Source organism: Vibrio sp. 10N.286.48.F5 (assembly GCF_041469785.1).
Lineage (GTDB): Bacteria > Pseudomonadota > Gammaproteobacteria > Enterobacterales > Vibrionaceae > Vibrio > Vibrio crassostreae_C.
The window spans coordinates 28,899-51,733 of record NZ_JBFRLG010000051.1 but is presented as its reverse complement, the minus strand read 5'-3'; the positions used below and the strand labels follow the sequence as shown (position 1 = coordinate 51,733).

Here is a 22,835-nt window from a genome sequence, read left to right as displayed (position 1 = left end):
CTTAACCTTCAGCCGCACGGCCACGTTGCGGGAATAGTCCGCGTGGACGTTTTTGAATAAACAGAATGATGAAAACCAGTACTAGGATCTTGGCGAGAACCGCACCAGCCCATGGTTCTAAAATCTTATTAAATAAGCCAAGGCTGAGCCCTGCGACTAGTGTGCCCCATAAGTTGCCAACCCCGCCAAACACCACCACCATGAAAGAATCAATGATGTACGCCTGCCCCATATTTGGGCCAACGTTAGTCAGTTGAGAAAGCGCTACACCCGCAACACCTGCGACGCCAGAGCCTAAACCGAAGGTCATCGCATCAACACGTTCCGATCGAATCCCCATCGCACGAGCCATACCACGGTTTTGAGAAACGGCACGAACCTGAAGGCCTAACGGTGTCTTTTTCAGAACCATCAATAACCCCATAAACACCAAGCCACAGAACAAGATGATGTAAAGACGGTTATAAGTCAGCGATAGCATAGGATTCAATTGAAGCGCACCAGACATCCATTCAGGTGTACTCACTGATCGGTTCAGCGGAGAGAAAATAGAGCGAACGGCTTGCTGCAAGATTAAGCTGATACCAAAGGTGGCGAGCAAGGTCTCTAATGGACGCCCATAAAGGTGACGAATCACGCTTCGCTCAATCGCAATACCCACTAAGCCCGAAACGATGAATGCTGCAGGAATAGAAAGTATTAGCGCTAAACCAATATGATTCGGCATCAGAAGTTGCAATACATAGGTGGTGTAAGCGCCAATCATGATCAGCTCACCATGAGCCATGTTGATAACGCCCATCACACCAAAGGTGATCGCTAAGCCAATGCCCGCTAGTACCAATACCGAACCTAAACTCAAGCCAAAGAATACGGTTTCAACACCTGAGTACAGAGCTTGGCTTTGTTGATAATCGTCCATCGCACGCTCTGTTGCAGCCAAAATGCTTGGTTCTTGCTCACCGTTAAGTAGTTGGTTCAGTGTTTTTAGAACGACTGAATGCTTAAAGTCGCCCACTCGTTCAATCGATGTTACTCGAGCTTCAGTTGTTGCACTGTTATCAAGCGAGGTAAAAATAGCTAATGACAAATCCATTAGTTCAGCGACTTTACCATCGGTCTCATTTTCTCTAAGTTCGGATAAACGATCGATGATAGTGGCATCCTTAGTTCCCAGTAGATCGAGAACCGCTTGATAACGCACATCTGGGTTACTGCTATTTAATCCAATAGAGGCAATTTCACCCCGTAAGATCCCGCGAAGTTTGTTGTTTACGCGCACCTTTTTAAACAGCTTAGCATTGTCGATATTGAGAGTTGATTCATCCCATACAGACTGAGCTGAAGTGGCTGTTTTGGTGTTTTGAATGAGATAGAGCTGTTTATAATGTTCGTTTTTTTTATCATTGAAGTAATAGAGATTGCCGTTTAACCATCCATATAAAATAGCCTTCGACACGTCTTCCGTTTGTGTCTCAATGATCCAATCGATGGCTAGCTCTTTATCCGATGTTTTTTTACCAACTAGCGCCTTGGTAAAGCTAGCTTCATCCGTTATTCCAGCAAAAGCCAACTGAGCACTGATAGCCATGAGCAACAGCGCCTTAAATACGTTTAATACGTTCTTCATCCCTGCTTCCTTAACCAACAAGTTAGATATTGTTATTTTTTACTTGGTGGATGTTTGGATAGTTGTTGTGACTTGAAACTAATTTGAGCCTTCTCTTTCGTTGCGCCTCCATGCAGAAGCACTCTTCCCTAAAGAGAAGGCTCAATATTCATAGCTAGTAGTTACCGGTAATAGCTAACACCCAGTAACGAAAGCTGATAACCAGTAACTAGTTATCAGCTAAGAGCGAATAACTCTAGTTACCACCAGAACACTTTTTAGTTTCAACGTTGAACGCACCACATGAGAATGGCTTAGACCAACTAGAGAATAGTTTTGCTGATTCAGGTAAGTAGTTAGACCAAGCATCACCTGCAACAAGGCCTGTGGTTTCCCAAACGATGTCAAACTGGCCATCATCTTGAATCTCACCAATCAATACAGGTTTAGTTATGTGGTGGTTTGGTAGCATGGTTGAGTAGCCACCAGATAGGTTTGGAACAGACACACCAATCAATGCATCTTGCACCGCTTCAGCATCGGTTGTGCCCGCATTAGTCACAGCTTGAGCCCACATATTGAAACCAATATAGTGTGCTTCCATCGGGTCATTCGTTACACGTTTGTCACTCTTAATGAATGACTGCCATGTTTCAACGAACTCTTCATTGACTTCGGTATCGACGCTCATGAAATAGTTCCATGCCGCTAAGTGACCCACTAGAGGTTCAGTATCCATGCCCGATAGCTCTTCTTCGCCAACCGAGAATGCAATCACTGGAATGTCTTCAGATGAAACACCTTGAGCACCAAGCTCTTTATAGAAAGGTACGTTTGCATCGCCATTCACAGTAGATACAACGGCGGTTTTCTTACCAGCTTCACCAAACTTCTTGATATCTGAAACAATAGATTGCCAATCAGAATGACCAAACGGTGTGTAGTTGATCATGATGTCTTCTTCTGCGACACCTTTACTTTTTAGGTAGGCCTCTAAGATCTTATTGGTGGTACGTGGATAAACGTAATCGGTACCTGCAAGCACCCAACGTTCCACTTCAAGTTCATCCATTAAGTAATCAACGGCAGGAATCGCTTGTTGGTTTGGCGCAGCACCGGTGTAGAAAACGTTTTTAGAGGACTCTTCGCCTTCATACTGTACTGGGTAGAAAAGGATGCTGTTTAGCTCTTCAAAAACTGGCAGCATGGATTTACGTGATACCGATGTCCAACCACCAAATACCACATCCACTTTTTCTTTCTCGATAAGCTCACGTGCTTTCTCAGCAAACAGCGGCCAGTTTGACGCAGGGTCAACAACTACAGGCTCAAGCTTCTTACCAAGTAAGCCACCTTTTTTGTTTTGCTCGTCGATGAGCATAAGAACGGTATCTTTTAGCGTTGTTTCACTGATCGCCATAGTGCCTGACAATGAATGTAGAACGCCGACTTTAATGGTATCGTCAGCCGCAAGCACTGTTGCAGAAGAAAATGAAAGTGTTGTACACAGTGCAGCTAGCGATAAATTGAACACCTTGTTCATGATTGTTACTCCATAATTGTATTTTTGTTATTCAATTACAGAGTTACAAGAAGAGTGCCAAACTTAAAACATAACCAACAAAGTTTTAAGCCTTTGTATTTAATAGTACTTTAACTAAGTTAACACCAATGCAGTGCATAGCGACAAGGTTACTATGTTTCATGCTGGTGCAGTGACGATAAGATTGAACCAAGATGACACACGCATATTCGCTAAATACAAAAAAGGCCCAATATTTTCATACTAGACCTACAAAAAACATCTCAGATTATCGTCTTGCCATTGAGAGGTAAGACTATTCGGCTTGTTGAAACTCGAATTTCACTCTCGACTTAGATTTAAGCTCGTTACAATCACCATTGCAGAAATAGCTCGCAGCCCCACAAGCTTGAAGCTTCTCTAATTGGCTGCTGCACTCAGGACAAAAGCCCACTTTTGTAAAGTGATCTTGGCAGCTTTCACAGTGGTATTTACCATCCCAGCTAAGTTCTGACTGGCATTTAGGGCAGATATTTTCACTCATAGGAAATCCTAACTTTTTACTTTCAGTACTAATAAGCAATCTACTCTTTCTTCGCCTTGGCTTGCTTGATTTGATACATGCTTTTGTCAGCTGACGCAATCAACTGATCGAGCCCTTTAGGCGACTTTTCACAAGCAATCCCAACACTGACTGAAAACTGAACGCCATTAATATAGAGAGCTTTATCCAACGCTTTTTCTAAGCTGTGATAAAAGTCTGACACTTTTTGTTCGGTATCAAAGCAAGAAAACACTACAAACTCGTCACCACCGTAACGACCTACCTTGGCACATGCCGTAGTCGCTTCATCGAGAACTTTTGCAACGGCTAACAGAACATCATCGCCAAAGCTATGGCCATACGTATCGTTGATTGACTTGAATTTATCAACATCAACAAACAGGCAGGCCATCACTTTGTCCGCAAAACATCGTTTAACTAAAACCTTCTTAGCTTCACTTAACAATGCTCGGCGGTTCAAGCAATGCGTCAGCGAATCATGACTGGCAAAAAAGTTGAGTTGATTCTCTAGCTCGTATTTCTCTAGCGCGACTGAATACAAAGAAGCAAGCAGCTCCAAGATCTCGAGTTCAAATTCATGAGGTTCTGAAATGCATCGGCTGTAAATCGCAAATGTACCTAGCACGTGGCCATGCGAAGAGATGATGGGCACCGACCAACAAGCGTGTAAGTTGGCTTGATTGGTCAAGGTTAAGAAAGGCGCCCAATTTGAGTGAGTATTAATATCAGAGACCATAACAGCTTTCTTAAGCGCAGCTGCCTCGCCACAAGAGCCTATCCCCGCACCAATTCCTACCCCTTCAATCTGTTGATTGTAAAAATCAGGCAGGTTTGGGGCATATTCAAGGTGTAACGTTTTAGACTCTGAGTTGAGCAGTAGAATTGAAGCCATGCGCTGCCCAAAAAGCTGCTCGGTAAGCTGAATAATCTTGTGATTTAAATCTTTGCGATCCATCCCAAGCGCAAGCTTCCGTAGCAAGCTATTGACGGCTCGATGACCTTCTAATAAAAATTGTTGTTCCATTCACTAAGGCTTTCAATTGTGTAATCGGGTACAACTTGTTCTTATGCAAGCTTGTTATTGGTTAATAATAACACACTAAATTAGTACGACACACAATCGAAGATCATAGGTTGATCTTTCGCTTTATCTATTTTGATCAGCGATCTACCCCAAAAAGAATATTTATATCACCACACACCGAAAGCATAAGTTACATATGCTGCATTTCAATTTCAAATAGTCATTTATATCAAAAGTGACATGTAAAAATAAAATAAACAGCACAAGCCATTTCGATCTGTAGTCTAAATCATCGAATTACATGCGTCAGCATTTCAATGTTTTGGCCATCTAGCTGGGTCAGCTTAACGGACAGCGCACCAAGTTCTGAGGTATTTCCAATGTGTGTGCCACCACAAGGAATAGTGACCTGAGTATCTGCGTCAAGCTGCCACTCCCAGTAACGAGAGTCTGTTAACGCCTCGCCTTCTAGTCTCATCGCAACTGGCGTCGGCTCTGCAAGCCAGCCCGCAAGCATTTGGTTGATATCAGCTTCGATGTCATCAAGATTTGCTAGCATGTCTGCAACGTTCAAACCGCGCTTCTTCAGGGTTTTGCCTAAGCGATACTTATCGGTACACAGCTCTGGAGTCACAAAGCTCGTCACTTGTGCATAACTATTGAAGTCGTAACTGCCAAGCGGATCTTTTCTGTCCGCATCTTTACGCCAGTAGCTCTCAGCCAATACTTTATTCAAGGCTAGGAAAGCGATGTGGCCAGCACTGTGACCACGGCTCAAACTGGCTTGGTACTCTTTATCAACCGACAACACGACTTCGTCGTTAACCTTAATCATAGAAGCAGATGTAGGTAGCTGGTGGACAACAACAAACGCCCACCCTTCCGTATCACGCTTAACAGGGATATCTGCTGCGATATGAAGCTTGCCAGTAGATTGTTCTATAGCACCAACAAGGCAGTCTTCAACGGGAAATTGCACTTCACCAACATTCACAAAGCCTTGGTCTGCAGGGTGATCGGGCCAAATATGACTCACTGGGTGGAAAGGTGTTACGTCGGCAATCAGGTAAGTTTTGCTGTCGTCGCTTTCAACGTACTGCGCTTTAGCATTGAGCTGCCAAGCCTGATGACAAAATTGAGTGATGGTTGGTGTTATTGCTGACACAGGTGTAATCAAATCGCTAGTAGTCATATCGTTCTTCTTCTGGAATCTAGTCTGATTCGTTGAGCCATGATGATAAAAACGTATTGTTATGGCTTAACGTGTATTTTGCTTAAAAAAATACCCGAGACAGGCTCGGGTATCAAATCTATTGGAAAGGTTTACTTACGACCTTTAACCATGCTCATCATACGCTTACGTTTACGTTCTTGAGAAATTGTCAGCTTGTTTGTCTTAGCTTCAAATGGGTTCTCGCTGTTCTGGAATTGAATGCGAATAGGTGTACCCATGATTTCTAGTGAACGACGGTAGTAGTTCATCAAGAATCGTTTGTATGAATCTGGCAAGTTACGAACTTGGTTGCCGTGGATAACGATAATCGGTGGGTTGTAGCCACCAGCGTGCGCGTATTTCAGTTTCACACGACGGCCACGAACCATAGGCGGTTGGTGATCATCAGTCGCCATCTTCATGATACGAGTTAGCACAGAAGTACCAACACGAGTAGTCGCTGATTTGTAAGCTTCTTGTACAGACTCAAACAAGTGACCAACACCTGTACCGTGAAGTGCAGAGATAAAGTGAATACGTGCGAAATCAACGAAGCCTAAGCGACGGTCTAGCTCTTTCTTAACGCGTTCTTTAACGTCGTTATCTAGGCCATCCCACTTGTTTACGGCAATAACAATTGAACGACCAGCGTTCAACGCAAAGCCTAGCAAGCTTAGATCTTGATCAGAGATGTTTTCGCGAGCATCGATAAGCAGCAATACAACGTTAGCATCTTCAATCGCTTTCAGTGTTTTAACCACTGAGAACTTCTCTACCGTTTCGTTGATGTTTTTACGACGACGAACACCCGCAGTATCGATTAGAACGTATTCACGCTCGTCACGCTGCATTGGGATGTAGATAGAGTCACGAGTCGTACCTGGCATATCGTAAACAACCACACGCTCTTCACCAAGAATACGGTTAGTTAGCGTTGATTTACCTACGTTAGGACGGCCAATGATCGCTAGTTTGATCGGTTGATCTTGAAGACGCTTGAATTCTGCTTCAGCTTCTTCTTCTGTAAATTCAACCTGCTCTTCTTCTTCGTCTTCAAACTCAGTTAAGTCGCTTACTTCGCCATTCTCAGCTTTTAGCGCTTCTGCGAATGGGTTAAGAGCAAGGTCAATAAGTGCAGTAACACCACGACCATGCGCCGCAGCGATTTGGTACATGTCTTCTACACCTAGTTGCCAGAAGTCAGCACTTGCAGCATCAGGGTCGATACCATCAACCTTGTTTACTACTAGCATTGAAGGCTTTTCTAGTTGACGTAGGTGCTTAGCAATCGCCACGTCTGAAGGTGTTAGACCCGCACGGCCATCTACCATAAATAGAACGACATCAGCTTCATCAATCGCCGCTAGCGACTGTTCAGCCATTTTAGTTTCAACACCTTCTTCAGTACCGTCGATACCGCCAGTGTCAATAACAATAAAGTCATGCTCGCTAAAATGAGCATGACCGTATTTACGGTCACGCGTTAAGCCAGGGAAATCCGCAACCAATGCATCACGAGTTCGAGTCAATCGGTTAAATAACGTAGATTTACCTACGTTCGGACGCCCTACTAGAGCAACAACAGGTACCATAACAACCTCTACAATTTCTTCTCTAAATGTAGTTATAGGTAAGCACTTGTTCGCAAGTTTAAACTCTTACCTATAACCACACGGTTTATTAATTTTTAACAACAAAACGGCTCCTGACTGTTACCAACCAGGAGCCGACTGTGAATTATATCACGCTTTTATTGGCTAATCGTTAGTTTCTTTACATCGCCATTGCGAGTCGTCACTAAGTAGCCTTCAGGCAGTTCAATTGGTGCAACCGCAAAGCCGCTATCATCGACAAGCTGTTGAGCAACAAACTCACCCGATGAACGATCCAACCAGTGCAGATAACCTTCAGTATCACCCACGACTACATAACCATTAATAATAGCAGGTGCTGTCAGTAAGCGGTTTTCTAACAATGGAGTGCTCCACAGTTCAGTACCACTACGCGCATCAACCGCAACCACATGGTCTTTGTCGGTAACAACGAACAAACGGCTACCATCACTTGCTAAATCAATCGCTGATGAGTAGTTACGTTTCCAAATTGGCTTACCAGAACGAAGGTCGATAGCAATCAGCTGACCATTGATACCTACGGTATACAGGGTGCCACCAAGAACAATTGGAGATGCATCAACATCAACCAAACGATCAATTTCCGTTGCACCTTTTGGTGTGCCTACTGGCTGTTGCCAAATAAGCTGACCACGATCAACGATAGCCGCAGCTAGACGACCATTTGCTGTACCCCAGAATACACCACCAGAAACTGCAACAGGCGAGCTATCGCCACGCAGTGTTAGGCTTGGTACTTCCGTACTGATGGTCCATTTTTGTTCACCGCTTGCTTGATCTAACGCGATCAACATACCGCGACTGGTATGAACAATGACCATGTTGCTATCAGTTGCTGGGGATGCAAGCACCTCGCCATTGACTGATACACGCCACAGCTCTTCACCGGTCGATTCTTCCAGTGCGATCACTTCGCCATTTTCAGAACCAACAAAAACTTTACCGTAAGCCGCCGTTAAGCCACCCGATAAACGAGCCAATACGTCTTTCTCAAGATCGACTTTCCACAGCGCTTTACCTGTATCAGGATCAAGCGCTTTAACCATACCTTCACGGCTTGCAACAAACACTTTGTCGTAAGCCAATTCTGGCGTTAGTTTTGAAAAGTAGTGACCAACACCATCACCAACCGACGTAGACCATTCCTGACTAGGAGTGAACTCGCTGTTTACCGTTGGGACTGGAGCCATAATTACGGTGTCTTCTTCACCCGCACAGCCAGCTAGTAGGCCAAGAGCAATCGCACACAACGCCGCTTTTGGAAACATCTTCTTCATTCAAAGCGCCTTATTTAGCTAGGTCGTCAAGTTTGATTTGAAGCGTTTGGCTAGCGTCAACAGCTTGCTGTGCTTCTGTGTAAGCACTGTATGCTGCGTCTGTGTCGCCTTTACGAAGTGAGATATCACCACGCAGTTCAGCAACACGGCCTTTCCAAGATTCGTCTGTCATAGCAGCAAGATCAGTCAGTGCTGCGTCAAATTCACCTTGCTCAGCTTTAATACGTGCAACACGGTAAGTAAGTAGTGGCGCAAGTGCCGCGTCCTTAGTTGCCGATTTTGCCCACTCGAGCTGTTCAAGTGCCGCCGCTAGATCGCCTGCTTGTACTTGTACTTTTGCTAGTTGCATAGCAGCAAGTACTGAGTACTCAGCATCTTTGTTTGCGTCGATGAAAGCTTGAATATCAGATTGAGCATCAACACCCTTAACATCAAGAGCTGAAATTACAGAGGTGTAGCTTTCTGAAGCTGCTTCACGCGCTTCAACTACTGAATCTTGGTAATAGCGCCAGCCAAATAGACCACCTAAACCAATAACCGCACCAAAGATTACGGCTTTACCGTTCTCTTTCCACCAATCTTTAATGGCTTCAACTTGTTGCTCTTCGCTATCGTAAAGTTCCACTTCCTGTCCTCTTTAATTCTTTAAACGCCAGCATAGTGCTGACGTTAGTATTCATTATGAGCGTTTGCTCAATGGCTAATTAGATTAGCGCAGCAACTTTCTCTGCAACTTCCGTTTGAGACACGGTTTCTTGCTCGCCGCCAACCAGATCTTTTAGCACAACTGTATTGTCAGCAACTTCGTTCTCACCAAGTACCAGCGCCACAACAGCACCTACTTTGTCAGCACGTTTGAATTGCTTCTTGAAGTTACCACCACCGAAGTGGTTCATTACACGCACGCCTTCAACGGTGTCGCGTAATTGATTCGCTAACTGCATGCCCGCGATCATAGTACCTTCGCCAGCAGCAACTACGTATACATCAACGCTACGACGAACTTCTGTTAGCTCTAGCGTTTCCATCATCAGAACCAGACGCTCTAGACCCATTGCGAAGCCAACTGCATTGGTTGCTTTGCCGCCTAGTTGCTCAACAAGACCATCGTAACGACCGCCGCCACATACTGTACCTTGAGCACCAAGGCTGTCTGTGATCCACTCAAATACAGTGCGGTTGTAGTAATCTAGGCCACGTACTAGACGCTCATTAACTTGGTATTCGATACCAACAGCGTCAAGAAGTTCACACAAACCAGCAAAATGTTGCTTCGATTCTTCACTTAGATATTCAGATAGTCGAGGTGCGTCACCTAAGATAGCTTGAACATCAGGGTTCTTAGTATCAAGTACACGTAGAGGGTTAGTGTGCATGCGACGTTTGCAGTCTTCGTCAAGCACATCAATGTGTTGCTCAAGGAAAGCCACTAACGCAGTGCGGTAGCTAACGCGATCTTCTTGAGAACCGATTGAGTTCAGCTCTAGGCGAACGTGCTTGTCGATGCCTAGCTCACGCCATAGACGTGCTGTCATCATGATAAGTTCTGCGTCAACGTCTGGACCGTCTAGGCCAAACACTTCAACACCACATTGGTGGAATTGACGGTAACGACCTTTTTGAGGACGCTCGTGACGGAACATAGGGCCCATGTACCATAGGCGCTGTTCATCACGGTTGATAAGGCTGTTTTGAATACATGAACGAACACAACCTGCTGTGCCTTCTGGACGCAGCGTTAGGCTATCGCCATTGCGGTCGTCAAAGGTGTACATCTCTTTAGAAACAACGTCTGTCTCTTCACCAACTGCACGGCTAAATAGGTTTGTTTCTTCAACGATAGGCATACGTACTTCGTTGTAACCGTATGCACTCACCACGTTTTTAACTGCGCTTTCTACTTTCTGCCACAGTGGTGATTGAGTTGGAAGGCAGTCGTTCATGCCTCGAATTGCTTGAATATTTTTAGCCACAGTATTTATTCCGTAATTTCTCACGACCAGGTGTTAGTGCGAATAGACAATCACACCCCATCGCGTTGTATTAATCTTCTAAGTTTTCTACATCAATGCGATTTGCTTTATCAAGCACTGACGCTTTTGCACGAATCTTAGCTTCAAGTTTGTCGACAAGGTCATCGTTGTCGAAGCGCTCTTTCTGACGCTTACCATCTTCGTAGAAGGCACTCTTACGTGCACTACCAGCTAAACCTAAGTGAGACACTTCAGCTTCACCAGGGCCGTTAACCACACAACCGATGATAGATACGTCCATTGGAGTGATCACGTCTTCTAGGCGCTCTTCAAGGGCATTAACGGTGTTAATAACATCGAACTCTTGACGAGAACAGCTCGGACACGCAATGAAGTTGATGCCACGCGAACGAATGCGCAAAGATTTAAGAATATCAAAGCCAACTTTGATCTCTTCAACCGGATCAGCCGCTAGCGATATACGCAGCGTATCGCCGATACCTTCAGAAAGAAGCATACCTAAACCTACCGCTGACTTCACAGAGCCTGCACGCGCACCACCCGCTTCGGTAATACCAAGGTGGAGAGGTTGATCAATCTGCTTAGCCAGCAAACGGTAAGAACCGACAGCAAGGAATACATCAGAAGCCTTCACGCTGACTTTGAATTGATCAAAGTTCAGACGGTCTAGGATATCTACATGACGCATTGCTGATTCAACAAGCGCTTCTGCTGTAGGTTCTGTGTATTTCTCTTGGATCTCTTTCTCAAGAGAACCGCCGTTAACACCAATACGAATCGGAATATTCATATCACGTGCACAATCAACAACTGAGCGGATACGGCTTTCGTTACCGATGTTACCTGGGTTGATACGCAGACAGTCAACGCCGTATTCCGCCACTTTAAGTGCGATACGGTAGTCGAAGTGAATATCAGCAACCAAAGGAACAGAGACCTGCTGCTTGATTAGCTTAAAGGCTTCAGCTGCATCCATAGTCGGTACAGATACGCGAACGATATCAGCGCCAACTTTTTCCAGAGCTCTAATTTGAGCAACGGTCGCGGCTACATCTGTTGTTCTTGTGTTGGTCATGGATTGCACAGCAATTGGTGCACCATCACCGATCGGCACATCACCCACATAAATACGGGTTGATTTGCGACGAATAATAGGAGATTCGTGTTGCATATTAACTCTAAGGTAAGGTTATTCTAGCTACTTTGCCTGAAGTATACCCAGAAAGGTCGACAGGTTCACTTGCAAATGTCATTGATACGCCTTCTGGCGCACCTAGAATCACTTTATATGGCGCAGTTCCTGATAGATTTAACGACTGACCTGCTTTTTTGATGCCAGTCGACAAGGTTTTACCCGTTGCATCTTTTACTTGGATCCAGCAATCAGCGGTGAACTGCATCACTAGCTCGTTAGCCACAGCTTCAGGAGCCGTGCTAGCTTCAACCGTTTCTGCATTCGCAGCAGCTTCAGCAGTTGGCTCTGTCTCTGTTGCTTGTTGTGCAGGAGTTTCGTCAGCTGGAGTAACAGCATCTGAAGTATCTTCCGCATCGCTTATCGCAGCAAGGCCTTCAGTATCTTCAACAACAGAAGCACCCGCTTCGTTTTGTTCAGCTTCAATCACTTCCAAAGAGGTGAATTCAGGGGCAAGTGATTCTTCTACCGCTAGCTCTTCTGAGCTTTCAGTATTCGCTAAAGATTGAGATAGGGTGTCTTGTTGTTGGTTCTGCCACCACCAAAGTGAGGAGATACCCGCAATGACCGCAAAAATACTCCAAGTCAGGATCATAATACGGCTGTTGTGCTTCTCGGTTTTGGTCTTACGAGAAAAGCTCAACATTTCTTGCTCTTGATGCTGAGCATCACCGGCATGATGCAGCGCACTCAATACGACTTTTTCGTCAAGATTGACGTATTTCGCGTATGAACGAATATAGCCACGCATAAACGTCGCCACTTGATCTGACTCGAATTGGTTTTCTTCAATTTGTTGGATCAGAGTAACGCGAAGTTTCAAGCGATCAGAAATCTGCTTTTGCGTTAAACCAAGAGATTCTCGTTTGTTCTTAAGCAGCGTTCCCGCTTCCAAAGCTGGAGCTACGTTTTCTTGCGCTTGTGTATCTTGTTCTGTGTTCATAGAGAGTGAACTTCTAAAGTATTATCGCAGGTTGAGGAGAGCGTTTTCTTATTGTCGTTTAAGCTCAATCTAACAACCCACGTTATGTGGAATTTTTCCTGCTATCTAAATCATCAACCCTTAAAGGCGAACATCATTCATTTATTATGGATGACCTTCTCAGGAAGCTAGTTTATCAAGTAGCCAACCTAAATAGACATATTGATGATCAGTAGCAAGCGAGCACTTAAATTAATTTAAGATTAGTTAATCATAAGCTAATGCCATTACAAGGCAAAAACACTTTAAACAAAATTTACCGTCAGCTCATGGTTTTGTCCAAAATTTGACGAAAAATGTAAGAAAGCGTGGGCAAGAAGTCCAAAAAATCAAAAACTGCACCCCAGAAAAGCAACAAGCCAGAAGTAAGACTTCTGGCTTGTTTAGGTTCTAATCGCGTTTTATACCGCTTTTACTTCAATCACACCACCGGCAATCAAGTTCGCTTCAGAGGCTGCTTTAAGCATTTTAGTACGCTTGGTTCTATCAATCACATCACCGACTAACTGACCACACGCGGCATCAATATCATCACCACGAGTCTTACGAACGGTTACTGTGTAGTTGTATTCCATCAGCGTTTTTTGGAAGCGATCAATACGAGAGTTGCTTGGCTTCTTATAAGGCGACCCCGGGTAAGGGTTGAATGGGATCAAGTTGATCTTACAAGGCGTATCTTTCATTAGCTCAGCAAGTTCACGAGCATGGTCCATATCATCATTCACATGATCCAATAGAACGTACTCAACGGTTACTTTACCGCGGTTAGCATTTGAAGAAGCAATGTAACGACGAACAGACGCTAGGAAGTCTTGGATATCCCAACGGTCGTTGATCGGCATGATTTGGCTACGTAGTGCATCGTTTGGTGCATGTAGAGAAATCGCAAGTGCTACGTCGATGTTATCAGTCATTTGGTCAAGGCCAGATACAACACCAGAAGTTGATACCGTTACACGACGCTTAGACAGTGCGAAGCCAAGATCATCAAGCATGATTTCTAATGATGGAATTAGATTCTTCATGTTCAATAGAGGTTCACCCATACCCATCATTACAACGTTAGTAATTGGGCGACGACCTGTTTCTTTCTCTAGACCGATCTCACGAGATGCACGCCAAATTTGACCAACAATCTCTGAAACTTTTAGGTTACGATTAAAGCCTTGTTGAGCTGTTGAACAGAATTTACACTCAAGTGCACAACCAACTTGTGAAGATACACATAGCGTCGCACGGTCACCATCTGGGATGTATACGGTTTCAACGTCTTGGTCGCCAACGCTCATAGCCCATTTAATTGTGCCATCTGTAGAGTGCTGAGCTTCAGAAACAACAGGTGCAACAATCTCACAGCGACGTTGAAGTTTCTCACGTAACTTTTTGTTGATGTTATTCATTTGTTCGAAGTCATCGACACCGAAGTGATAAATCCACTTCATCACTTGCTCTGCTCGAAACGCTTTCTCATTCAGTTCTTCTGTGAAAAATTTACGAAGACCTTTACGATCAAAATCGAGTAGATTGACTTTAGCTGTGGTCATGATGCCTCTCAATGACGGAACAATAATTAAGGGCGCGAATTGTACAGGCTTTACGCAACTTCAACAAGCATTGTAAAACCCTGTGTTTATTAAGACATTCAAACTTAAGCGATTAAAATTTGAACAATTGTATTTATCGGCCTGAGATTACCCAATTTAAACAAAGATTCCCGATTACACTCCTTCGTCGCTTTCGGGAATGACGTAAATAATCACCAATTGCTCGATAATATTTACCACGAGATGGTTGCTCCAAAGTTCCCCGTCATTCCAGAACTGAGGAACGAAGTATCTGGAATCTCCAATAACAAAAACAGATTCCCGATTACGCTCCTTCGTCGCTTTCGAGAATGACGACTAAATTGATTATCGAGAGCGTAAAATCCACTTACAAAAAAGGCCTCACCGAGGTGAAGCCTTTAGAATAATTTGCAGTGCCGATTATTGAGCTGGGCGTGGGCAAATTTCAGATTCTGGGAAGAAGAATTCGATTTCGCGAGCTGCAGACTCAGGGCTGTCGCTGCCGTGAACTGAGTTGTAACGCATGCTGATTGCGTAGTCAGCACGGATAGTGCCACATGCCGCTTCTTCTGGGTTTGTTTTACCCATAAGCTCACGGTAACGAGCGATAGCGTTTTCGCCTTCAAGCACTTGAACCATGATAGGACCAGAAGTCATAAACTCTTTAAGAGCCGGGAAGAACTCTTTGCCTTCGTGTTCAGCGTAGAAGCCACTCGCTTGCTCTTCAGTAAGACGAACCATTTTAGCAGCAATAATTTCTAGGCCTGCTTTTTCGATACGGTGGTAGATTTCACCAACAAGGTTACGCTTAACTGCATCCGGCTTAACAATTGAGAACGTTCTTTCTAGAGCCATAGGGATTCCTTCACTTCATTTTTTTGTTATTAAATACTGAAATTACTGAGATCTTTCGATCTGAGCTTTATGAATGAGCGGCACAAAATACCGCTCACCCTTATTATTATTTTGCTTGGTCGATAAGAAGACGAGCCAGTGTGCGAACGCCCATACCCGTTGCGCCTGCCGCCCACTTGTCACTTGCTGACTTACGGTAAGTACCCGCGCAATCCATATGAATCCAACCTTTTTTGTAATCATCTACAAAGTAAGAAAGGAATGCCGCTGCTGTACTTGCACCCGGTGTGTAATCGCCTGTGCTGATGTTTGAAAGATCAGCAAAGTTTGAAGGCAACATACCACGGTGGAAATCAGCAAGAGGCAGTGGCCATAAGCCTTCTTTCTCTTGGTTTGCCGCTGTTAGCGCTTGGTGAGACAACTCATCATCGAAGCTTAATAGTGCGTGGTAGTCGTTACCTAATGCGTTTTTAGCCGCGCCTGTTAGCGTTGCACAGTCGATGATCAGCTCAGGGCTTTGTGCACTTGCGTACATCAGGCCATCAGCTAGCACTAAGCGACCTTCCGCATCAGTGTTCATGATCTCAACTGTTTTACCGTTTTTGTAGGTAATGATATCGCCAAGCTTCAATGCGCGACCAGAGATCATGTTCTCTGCGCAACATAGAATAAGCTTGATGCGCTTGTTAAGACCGCGTTCAATCGCAAGACCTAAACCACCAGTAATCGTTGCTGCGCCACCCATGTCAGCTTTCATCGCTGTCATGAATTGGCCTGGCTTGATACTGTAACCGCCCGAATCGAACGTAATACCTTTACCGACTAAACAAGCAAATACAGGTGCGTTTTCATCGCCTGTTGGGTTGAAGTCCAGTTGCAGCATTGCTGATGTACGCTCAGAGCCACGGCCGACCGCGTAGATGCCTTCCCAACCTTCGGTTAGTAGATCCTTGTCTTTAACAATCTTCGCTTTAACAGTGCCCGCTGGTGCCACTGACTTGATGTATTCTGCAGCCATTGTCGCAAGTTGACGAGGTGCCACTTCTTCAGCGGTTTTATTGATAATGTCACGCGTCCAGTCAGTTGCGCGAATACGAGCTTCAAGCTCAGTTTGATCGGCTTCTGAAAGTGCATCCCATTCCAATGCATTCTTTTTCTTTGGTCCACGGTAGCCTTGGTAGAAAGCCCAAACGCTTTCTAGATCCCAACCTTCACCACGAAGTGAAACGAATGCGATACCTTGTCCGTCAAGCGTACGACCCGCACGTTGAACTGCGCCTAGATCGTGGCCTTCACCAATGTGAATTGTCGCTCCCGCTTCTGAGAACGATAAAATAGCTCTTGCTCCCCACTGAGGCTGGGCAGCTTCTTGACTTAAAAATACTGGCATCTGTGTAGACATGATTTCTCCTTGTCATGAACCACTTCGAGAGTGTGATTCTGATTATTTTTTATTAGCTCACTGATGTTAGCATTATGTAGGAGGAAAATGTCATTTTGATAAAAAAACGGACCATAAGGTCCGCTTTTTTTAGTAAGAATTGTTAACTTGGCTGCGTTTTATATTGGACTGATACCAACCCGCGACCAAATCATTAGACAAGAGGATTAATCCATCTCATCCATCCAGCACAAAATAATAGCCTCTAAGATTTTCTCATTCGAGTGGTTAGGCTCGTCGTCGAACTCTTCAAGGTCTAGCACCCATTGATGCAGATCGGTAAAACGTACCGTTTTAGGATCAGTATCAGGGTACAAATCACATAGCTCAATTGCGATATCTCGCGAATCAACCCACTTCAAGCTCATAACACTTCCTTATATTTATCAGCGACGCTCTGTCACCTTTATGATCTATATTCTAGGCCAGTTTTCTTAGTATGTTTGTCTAAGCAATAACTCTCTCAGCCATCGCTGTATTAGCCATGACTGAGAACAGGTTCTTAATGGTCTTCAGAAGCCAGGTTCAACGTGTACTTTGGAATCTCTACAACAAGATCCGTATCAGCCACTTTAGCTTGGCAACCCAAGCGAGATTCCATCTCTAAGCCCCATGCTTTATCTAGCATGTCGTCTTCTAGATCATCACTCTCTTCTAAAGAATCAAAACCTTCACGAATCACAACGTGACATGTTGTACATGCGCACGATTTCTCACATGCGTGTTCAATACCAATACCGGCCTTCAGTGCAACATCAAGAACCGTCTCACCAGTTTTTGCTTCTAAAACAGCGCCTTCTGGACATAGATCTTCGTGAGGTAAAACAATAATCTTTGGCATGTTTATCTATTCTCTAACTATTAAATATTATCGACTGACTGACCTGACAGTGCAGCACGAATTGATTTATCCATACGACGAGAAGCAAAGTCTTGGCTCGCTTTGTCGGTATTCTTAATTTCTAGTTCAATAGCATCAGCGTTGTCGCCATTACGCACTTCAATCAGTGCTTCAATCGCTTGAACAAGTTGTTGTTTGCCTTGCTCATCAAGTAGCTCGTCACCGTCGGCTTGCATTGCAGCGATAAGGCCTTCGATAACGCGATCCGCTTCTACGCGTTGCTCAGCAAGAGCACGCGCTTGCATGTCTTCTTTTGCAAACGTCATCGAATCTTTCAGCATGCTAGCCACTTCGTTGTCGCTTAGACCGTAAGAAGGCTTAACTTGGATTTCAGCTTGAACGCCAGTGCTCTTCTCCATTGCGGTAACCGATAGCAGGCCATCAGCATCCACTTGGTAAGTAACACGAATATGAGCAGCACCTGCAGTCATCGGCGGGATGCCTTTCAGAGCAAATCGAGCCAGTGAACGACAGTCATCAACCATCTCACGCTCGCCTTGCACGGTGTGTACTGTCATTGCAGTTTGACCGTCTTTGAACGTGGTAAACTCTTGTGCACGAGCAACTGGGATCGTGGTATTACGAGGGATGATCTTTTCGACTAAGCCACCCATGGTTTCGATACCCAGTGACAGAGGGATAACATCCAATAGCAGCATCTCAGAGTCAGGCTTGTTGCCAACTAAGATATCCGCTTGAATCGATGCGCCAATCGCAACCACTTCATCAGGGTTAATACTGGTTAATGGAGTACGACCAAAGAAGCCACCGACCATTTCACGAACAAGTAAGGTACGAGTTGAACCACCTACCATCACGACTTCTAGTACTTCATCCGCGTCAACTTCCGCATCTTTCAGTGCTCGGCGGCACGAAAGCAGCGTTTTCTTAACTAGTGGCTTGATGATCTCTTCGAACTCTTCACGAGTTAAAGAGCCAGACCAACCTAGTGCTTCAACATTAACGCTTTCAGCTTCAGATAAGCCAATCTTCGCTTCTGTTGCTGCGTCTAGAAGAATACGATTCTGTTCTGCTGTTAACTCTGATAAGCCCATTTGTTCTTGGAAATGATCCGCAACTAAATGGTCAAAGTCGTCACCGCCTAATGCAGAGTCACCACCTGTTGCTAAAACTTCGAAGACACCTTTCGATAGGCGTAGGATAGAGATATCAAACGTACCACCACCTAAGTCATAAACAGCAATTACCCCTTCTTTACCTGAATCCAGGCCGTAAGCAATCGCAGCTGCAGTCGGTTCATTAAGAAGACGTAACACGTGAAGACCAGCAAGTTGCGCCGCGTCTTTCGTACCAGCACGCTGTGCATCATCAAAGTAAGCAGGAACGGTAATAACAGCACCAGATAGCTCACCACCGAGTGTTGACTCAGCACGCTGACCTAGCGCTCGCAGGATATCTGCAGATACTTGAATTGGGTTCTTATTTCCTTGCGCTGTGTTAATCACAGGCAGGCCATTATCACTTTCTTCAAACTGATATGGCAGAGATGGGTATCGCTGTTGAATATCTGACAGTGAACGACCGATTAATCGCTTAACTGAGATAATGGTATTTTTAGGATCAGTTTGTGCATTTACACGCGCTTCATCACCAGTGGTGTACGACTCTGACTGATAGTGAACAACGGAAGGGAGAATACTGCGACCTTGTTGATCAACAAGCGTGCTTGCCTCACCACTGCGCACTGACGCAACCAATGAGTTTGTTGTACCTAAATCAATACCCACTGCAAGCTTGTGCTGGTGAGGAGCGGCGCTTTGCCCTGGTTCTGCAATCTGAAGTAGTGCCATGGATGTGTCCTTGTTATACGAACTAGCCGATCAAACGATCTTCAACTAACTCGATTTCATTCTTTAATTTTGCAATAAACTTAAGCTTTCTTACTCGGTCTGCAGCTTCTAACCAAGCTTCGCTGTCGAGTTCTTGTTGGATAGCGCTTAATTGTTGTTTATACATTTTGCTAACCTTTCCTTCAAATGCAAACAAAGCATCTTCAGGATCAGAACTGTCGGCGATATCTTCCAGCTCTTCACGCAATTCCATTTGCTCCATCAGGAACATAGGATCTTGCATAGTCTGCTGCTCACCACGAATATCCTCACCATGTTGAACTAACAGGTATTCAGCGCGGCTGACTGGATTTTTCAACACCTGGTACGCATCATTGATTTGCGCAGCTTTTTGCACAGCCAGCAAGCGATCTCGCTCAGAAGCCGTGGCAAATTTATCAGGGTGGAATTGGCGTTGCAGATCTCTAAACTGAGAAGAAAGAAGGCTACCATCCAGTTGAAACTGAAGTGGTAGCCCAAATAATTCGAAATGATTCATGTAACGGTGGTCCTAAGTTTAGGCTCTTTACTTAGAGCCTAATTTTATTCTTCGCTCATTATAAACGCTCAACGATTGAGGCGTTTATACATTGAAGCTCTCACCACAACCACATTCGCCTTTCGCGTTAGGGTTGTTGAATTCAAAACCTTCGTTTAGGCCTTCTTTTACGTAATCAAGCTCAGTACCGTCTAGGTAAACTAGGCTCTTTGGATCAATGATGACCTTAACACCTGAATGCTCGAACACTTCGTCTTCTTCGTTGAGCTCGTCAACGAATTCCAGTACATACGCCATACCCGAACAGCCAGTAGTTTTTACCGCTAAGCGCAACCCGATACCTTTACCTCGGTTATCTAGGAAAGCTTGAACTCGGCTTGCTGCCTTATCTGTCATGGTGATGGCCATACTACAACCTTGTGTTTTATATAAATTGAGAACTCAGGGGGAGCACAAAGGGTGCTCCCAAATATTACTTTTTTGAAGTGATTACGTTGTAGAAACGATTAGTGCTTCTTTTTGTAATCCGCAACCGCTGCTTTGATTGCATCTTCAGCAAGAATTGAACAGTGAACTTTCACTGGTGGCAACTCTAGCTCTTCTGCGATTTCAGAGTTTTTAATAGCAGCTGCTTCATCAATACTTTTACCTTTAACCCACTCAGTGACTAGTGAGCTAGAAGCGATTGCGCTACCGCAACCGTAAGTCTTGAATTTTGCGTCTTCAATAATACCTTCTGCAGATACTTTGATTTGCAGTTTCATTACGTCACCACAAGCTGGTGCGCCAACCATGCCGCTACCTACACTTGGATCTTCTTTATCAAACGAACCTACGTTACGTGGGTTTTCGTAGTGATCAATTACTTTTTCGCTATATGCCATGATAGTTACCTCGAATCCTCTATTTCCGTGAGATTAGTGATGAGCCCACTCAACAGTGTTCAAATCAATCCCTTCTTTATACATATCCCATAGAGGAGACATGTCGCGTAATTTATTTACTGCTACACGGATTTGTGCAATCGCGTAGTCGATTTCTTCTTCCGTAGTGAAACGGCCGAATGAAAAACGTACTGAGCTGTGTGCCAGTTCATCGTTTAAGCCAAGAGCGCGTAAAACGTATGAAGGCTCAAGACTCGCTGATGTACATGCAGAACCTGATGATACCGCTAAGTCTTTTAAAGACATAAGCAGAGATTCACCTTCAACGAAAGCAAAGCTCACGTTTAGGTTATGTGGTACACGTTGATCTAAGTCGCCATTTACCGTTACTGCTTCTAGATCTTGAACCCCTTTCAATAGACGCTCGCGAAGTGCTAGTGCGTGGTCATAATCTTTCTGCATGTCTTGTTTAGCGACAGCAAAAGCTTCACCCATACCCACGATTTGGTGAGTAGCAAGCGTACCAGAACGGAAACCACGTTCGTGACCTCCACCGTGCATCTGTGCTTCAAGACGAATACGTGGCTTACGACGAACGTACAAAGCACCAATGCCTTTAGGGCCGTATGCTTTGTGTGCAGAAAGAGAGATAAGGTCAACTTTCATCTCTTTTACATCTAGTGGGATTTTACCCGCAGACTGAGCCGCATCAACGTGGAAGATGATCTTGCGTGAACGACATAATTCGCCGATTGCAGAGATATCTTGGATTACACCAATCTCGTTGTTTACGTGCATGATAGAAACAAGAACCGTATCTTCACGCATTGCTGCTTGTAGCTTGTCTAAATCAATGATGCCGTTTGCTTCAGGCTCAAGGTAAGTCACCTCAAAACCTTCACGCTCTAGTTGGCGACATGGATCAAGAACCGCTTTATGTTCTGTTTTACACGTGATTACGTGCTTACCTTTCTTCTCGTAAAAGTGCGCTGCACCTTTGATAGCAAGGTTGTCTGACTCTGTAGCACCTGACGTGAAAACAATCTCACGTGGGTCTGCATTTAGTAGATCGGCAATTTGCTCACGAGCATTATCTACTGATTCTTCTGCCTGCCAGCCGTAACGGTGTGAACGAGATGCAGGGTTACCGAAGTTACCGTCCATCGTCATGCACTGAACCATTTTTTCAGCAACACGTGGATCGACTGGGCATGTAGCTGAATAGTCAAAGTAAATAGGCAGTTTCATTTTCTACTCCAATGTAAAAACTGACCGCTAAGAGCGGGCATTAACACCGTGAGGTGCTGCACTAATCGTTGTAGTGCTCGTATTTTTATGTGCAAAACCATTATTAACCGCAAGATCGATATCTTGACGATCAGAAATCTCTAAAACTTCGTTATCTTTCATTAGCTCACCGAGCGTAATGTCATTTAAGAAGCTGCTGATTCGGGAGCTTAAATCACGCCAAAGAGTGTGAGTTAAACAACGACTACCACCTTGGCAATCTGCTCGACCGTGACACTTAGTTGCATCAACTGATTCGTCTACTGCAGCAATTACAGTTCCGACAGCGATGTCGCTCGCTTCAGCACCTAAACGGTAACCACCGCCAGGACCACGAACACTAGCAACTAAGCCAGCTTTACGTAACTTAGAAAATAGCTGTTCTAAGTAAGATAATGAGATGCCCTGTCGCTCTGAAATATCAGCCAGAGGAACTGGGCTTTTTTGCGAATGCAGTGCTACATCTAGCATAGCTGTTACCGCATATCTTCCTTTAGATGTAAGTTTCATATCACACCGAATCCACATTGTTTATGTGGTT

22 protein-coding genes are annotated in these 22,835 nt (G+C 44.6%); all 22 read right to left on the bottom strand.

Annotated features, from left to right (window positions below; translation table 11 throughout):
• Position 1 precedes the first annotated feature (1 nt).
• The gene (urtB, locus tag AB4185_RS21165; protein WP_017065607.1) at positions 2–1,630 is read right to left on the bottom strand and encodes an urea ABC transporter permease subunit UrtB; all 1,629 of its coding nucleotides are present in this window, start codon (positions 1,628–1,630) and stop codon (positions 2–4) included.
• Between the two features lie 235 nt (positions 1,631–1,865).
• Positions 1,866–3,152: an urea ABC transporter substrate-binding protein gene (urtA, locus tag AB4185_RS21160; protein ID WP_010440568.1), complete on the bottom strand. Its 1,287-nt coding sequence runs from the start codon at positions 3,150–3,152 to the stop codon at positions 1,866–1,868.
• Between the two features lie 295 nt (positions 3,153–3,447).
• Positions 3,448–3,675 (bottom strand): zinc ribbon domain-containing protein, encoded by a 228-nt coding sequence (locus tag AB4185_RS21155; protein WP_010440564.1) that lies wholly within the window; start codon positions 3,673–3,675, stop codon positions 3,448–3,450.
• 40 nt (positions 3,676–3,715) lie between these two features.
• Positions 3,716–4,720, bottom strand: coding sequence for a sensor domain-containing diguanylate cyclase (locus AB4185_RS21150; protein WP_065584656.1), 1,005 nt, complete (start codon positions 4,718–4,720; stop codon positions 3,716–3,718).
• 289 nt (positions 4,721–5,009) lie between these two features.
• Positions 5,010–5,912 carry a metal-dependent hydrolase gene (locus AB4185_RS21145; RefSeq protein WP_102428298.1) on the bottom strand — a complete coding sequence of 301 codons (903 nt, stop codon included), beginning with the start codon at positions 5,910–5,912 and terminating at the stop codon, positions 5,010–5,012.
• 131 nt (positions 5,913–6,043) lie between these two features.
• Positions 6,044–7,525 (bottom strand): ribosome biogenesis GTPase Der, encoded by a 1,482-nt coding sequence (gene der, locus AB4185_RS21140; RefSeq protein ID WP_017062511.1) that lies wholly within the window; start codon positions 7,523–7,525, stop codon positions 6,044–6,046.
• 158 nt (positions 7,526–7,683) lie between these two features.
• Positions 7,684–8,844, bottom strand: coding sequence for an outer membrane protein assembly factor BamB (gene bamB / locus AB4185_RS21135; RefSeq protein ID WP_017062512.1), 1,161 nt, complete (start codon positions 8,842–8,844; stop codon positions 7,684–7,686).
• Positions 8,845–8,854: 10 nt separating this feature from the next.
• The gene (locus AB4185_RS21130) at positions 8,855–9,469 is read right to left on the bottom strand and encodes a YfgM family protein (RefSeq protein WP_017062513.1); all 615 of its coding nucleotides are present in this window, start codon (positions 9,467–9,469) and stop codon (positions 8,855–8,857) included.
• A 79-nt stretch (positions 9,470–9,548) separates the two neighbouring features.
• Positions 9,549–10,817, bottom strand: coding sequence for a histidine--tRNA ligase (gene hisS, locus AB4185_RS21125; RefSeq protein ID WP_372135891.1), 1,269 nt, complete (start codon positions 10,815–10,817; stop codon positions 9,549–9,551).
• A 70-nt stretch (positions 10,818–10,887) separates the two neighbouring features.
• Positions 10,888–12,009, bottom strand: a complete 1,122-nt coding sequence (ispG, locus tag AB4185_RS21120; RefSeq protein ID WP_009848294.1) for a flavodoxin-dependent (E)-4-hydroxy-3-methylbut-2-enyl-diphosphate synthase — start codon at positions 12,007–12,009, stop codon at positions 10,888–10,890.
• Positions 12,010–12,016: 7 nt separating this feature from the next.
• Positions 12,017–12,973 carry a cytoskeleton protein RodZ gene (gene rodZ, locus AB4185_RS21115; RefSeq protein WP_137002161.1) on the bottom strand — a complete coding sequence of 319 codons (957 nt, stop codon included), beginning with the start codon at positions 12,971–12,973 and terminating at the stop codon, positions 12,017–12,019.
• Between the two features lie 440 nt (positions 12,974–13,413).
• A complete protein-coding gene (locus AB4185_RS21110; protein WP_010440536.1) occupies positions 13,414–14,556 on the bottom strand; it encodes a bifunctional tRNA (adenosine(37)-C2)-methyltransferase TrmG/ribosomal RNA large subunit methyltransferase RlmN in 1,143 nt (380 codons plus the stop codon).
• A 441-nt stretch (positions 14,557–14,997) separates the two neighbouring features.
• A complete protein-coding gene (gene ndk / locus AB4185_RS21105; protein ID WP_016797173.1) occupies positions 14,998–15,432 on the bottom strand; it encodes a nucleoside-diphosphate kinase in 435 nt (144 codons plus the stop codon).
• A 106-nt stretch (positions 15,433–15,538) separates the two neighbouring features.
• A complete protein-coding gene (gene pepB / locus AB4185_RS21100) occupies positions 15,539–16,834 on the bottom strand; it encodes an aminopeptidase PepB (protein ID WP_065584659.1) in 1,296 nt (431 codons plus the stop codon).
• Positions 16,835–17,040: 206 nt separating this feature from the next.
• Positions 17,041–17,241 carry a Fe-S cluster assembly protein IscX gene (iscX, locus tag AB4185_RS21095; RefSeq protein ID WP_102333716.1) on the bottom strand — a complete coding sequence of 67 codons (201 nt, stop codon included), beginning with the start codon at positions 17,239–17,241 and terminating at the stop codon, positions 17,041–17,043.
• Positions 17,242–17,375: 134 nt separating this feature from the next.
• Complete coding sequence (gene fdx / locus AB4185_RS21090) at positions 17,376–17,714, bottom strand: ISC system 2Fe-2S type ferredoxin (RefSeq protein WP_010440525.1); 339 nt, start codon at positions 17,712–17,714, stop codon at positions 17,376–17,378.
• 20 nt (positions 17,715–17,734) lie between these two features.
• The gene (gene hscA, locus AB4185_RS21085; RefSeq protein ID WP_372135890.1) at positions 17,735–19,585 is read right to left on the bottom strand and encodes a Fe-S protein assembly chaperone HscA; all 1,851 of its coding nucleotides are present in this window, start codon (positions 19,583–19,585) and stop codon (positions 17,735–17,737) included.
• Between the two features lie 22 nt (positions 19,586–19,607).
• Positions 19,608–20,123, bottom strand: a complete 516-nt coding sequence (hscB, locus tag AB4185_RS21080; protein WP_010440522.1) for a co-chaperone HscB — start codon at positions 20,121–20,123, stop codon at positions 19,608–19,610.
• An 84-nt stretch (positions 20,124–20,207) separates the two neighbouring features.
• The gene (gene iscA / locus AB4185_RS21075; RefSeq protein WP_372135889.1) at positions 20,208–20,531 is read right to left on the bottom strand and encodes an iron-sulfur cluster assembly protein IscA; all 324 of its coding nucleotides are present in this window, start codon (positions 20,529–20,531) and stop codon (positions 20,208–20,210) included.
• Between the two features lie 98 nt (positions 20,532–20,629).
• On the bottom strand, positions 20,630–21,007 hold the full coding sequence (gene iscU, locus AB4185_RS21070; protein WP_004735094.1) for a Fe-S cluster assembly scaffold IscU: 378 nt from the start codon (positions 21,005–21,007) through the stop codon (positions 20,630–20,632).
• 33 nt (positions 21,008–21,040) lie between these two features.
• Positions 21,041–22,255 carry an IscS subfamily cysteine desulfurase gene (locus tag AB4185_RS21065; RefSeq protein WP_010440514.1) on the bottom strand — a complete coding sequence of 405 codons (1,215 nt, stop codon included), beginning with the start codon at positions 22,253–22,255 and terminating at the stop codon, positions 21,041–21,043.
• 27 nt (positions 22,256–22,282) lie between these two features.
• On the bottom strand, positions 22,283–22,804 hold the full coding sequence (gene iscR / locus AB4185_RS21060; protein WP_010440512.1) for a Fe-S cluster assembly transcriptional regulator IscR: 522 nt from the start codon (positions 22,802–22,804) through the stop codon (positions 22,283–22,285).
• Positions 22,805–22,835: the final 31 nt, after the last annotated feature.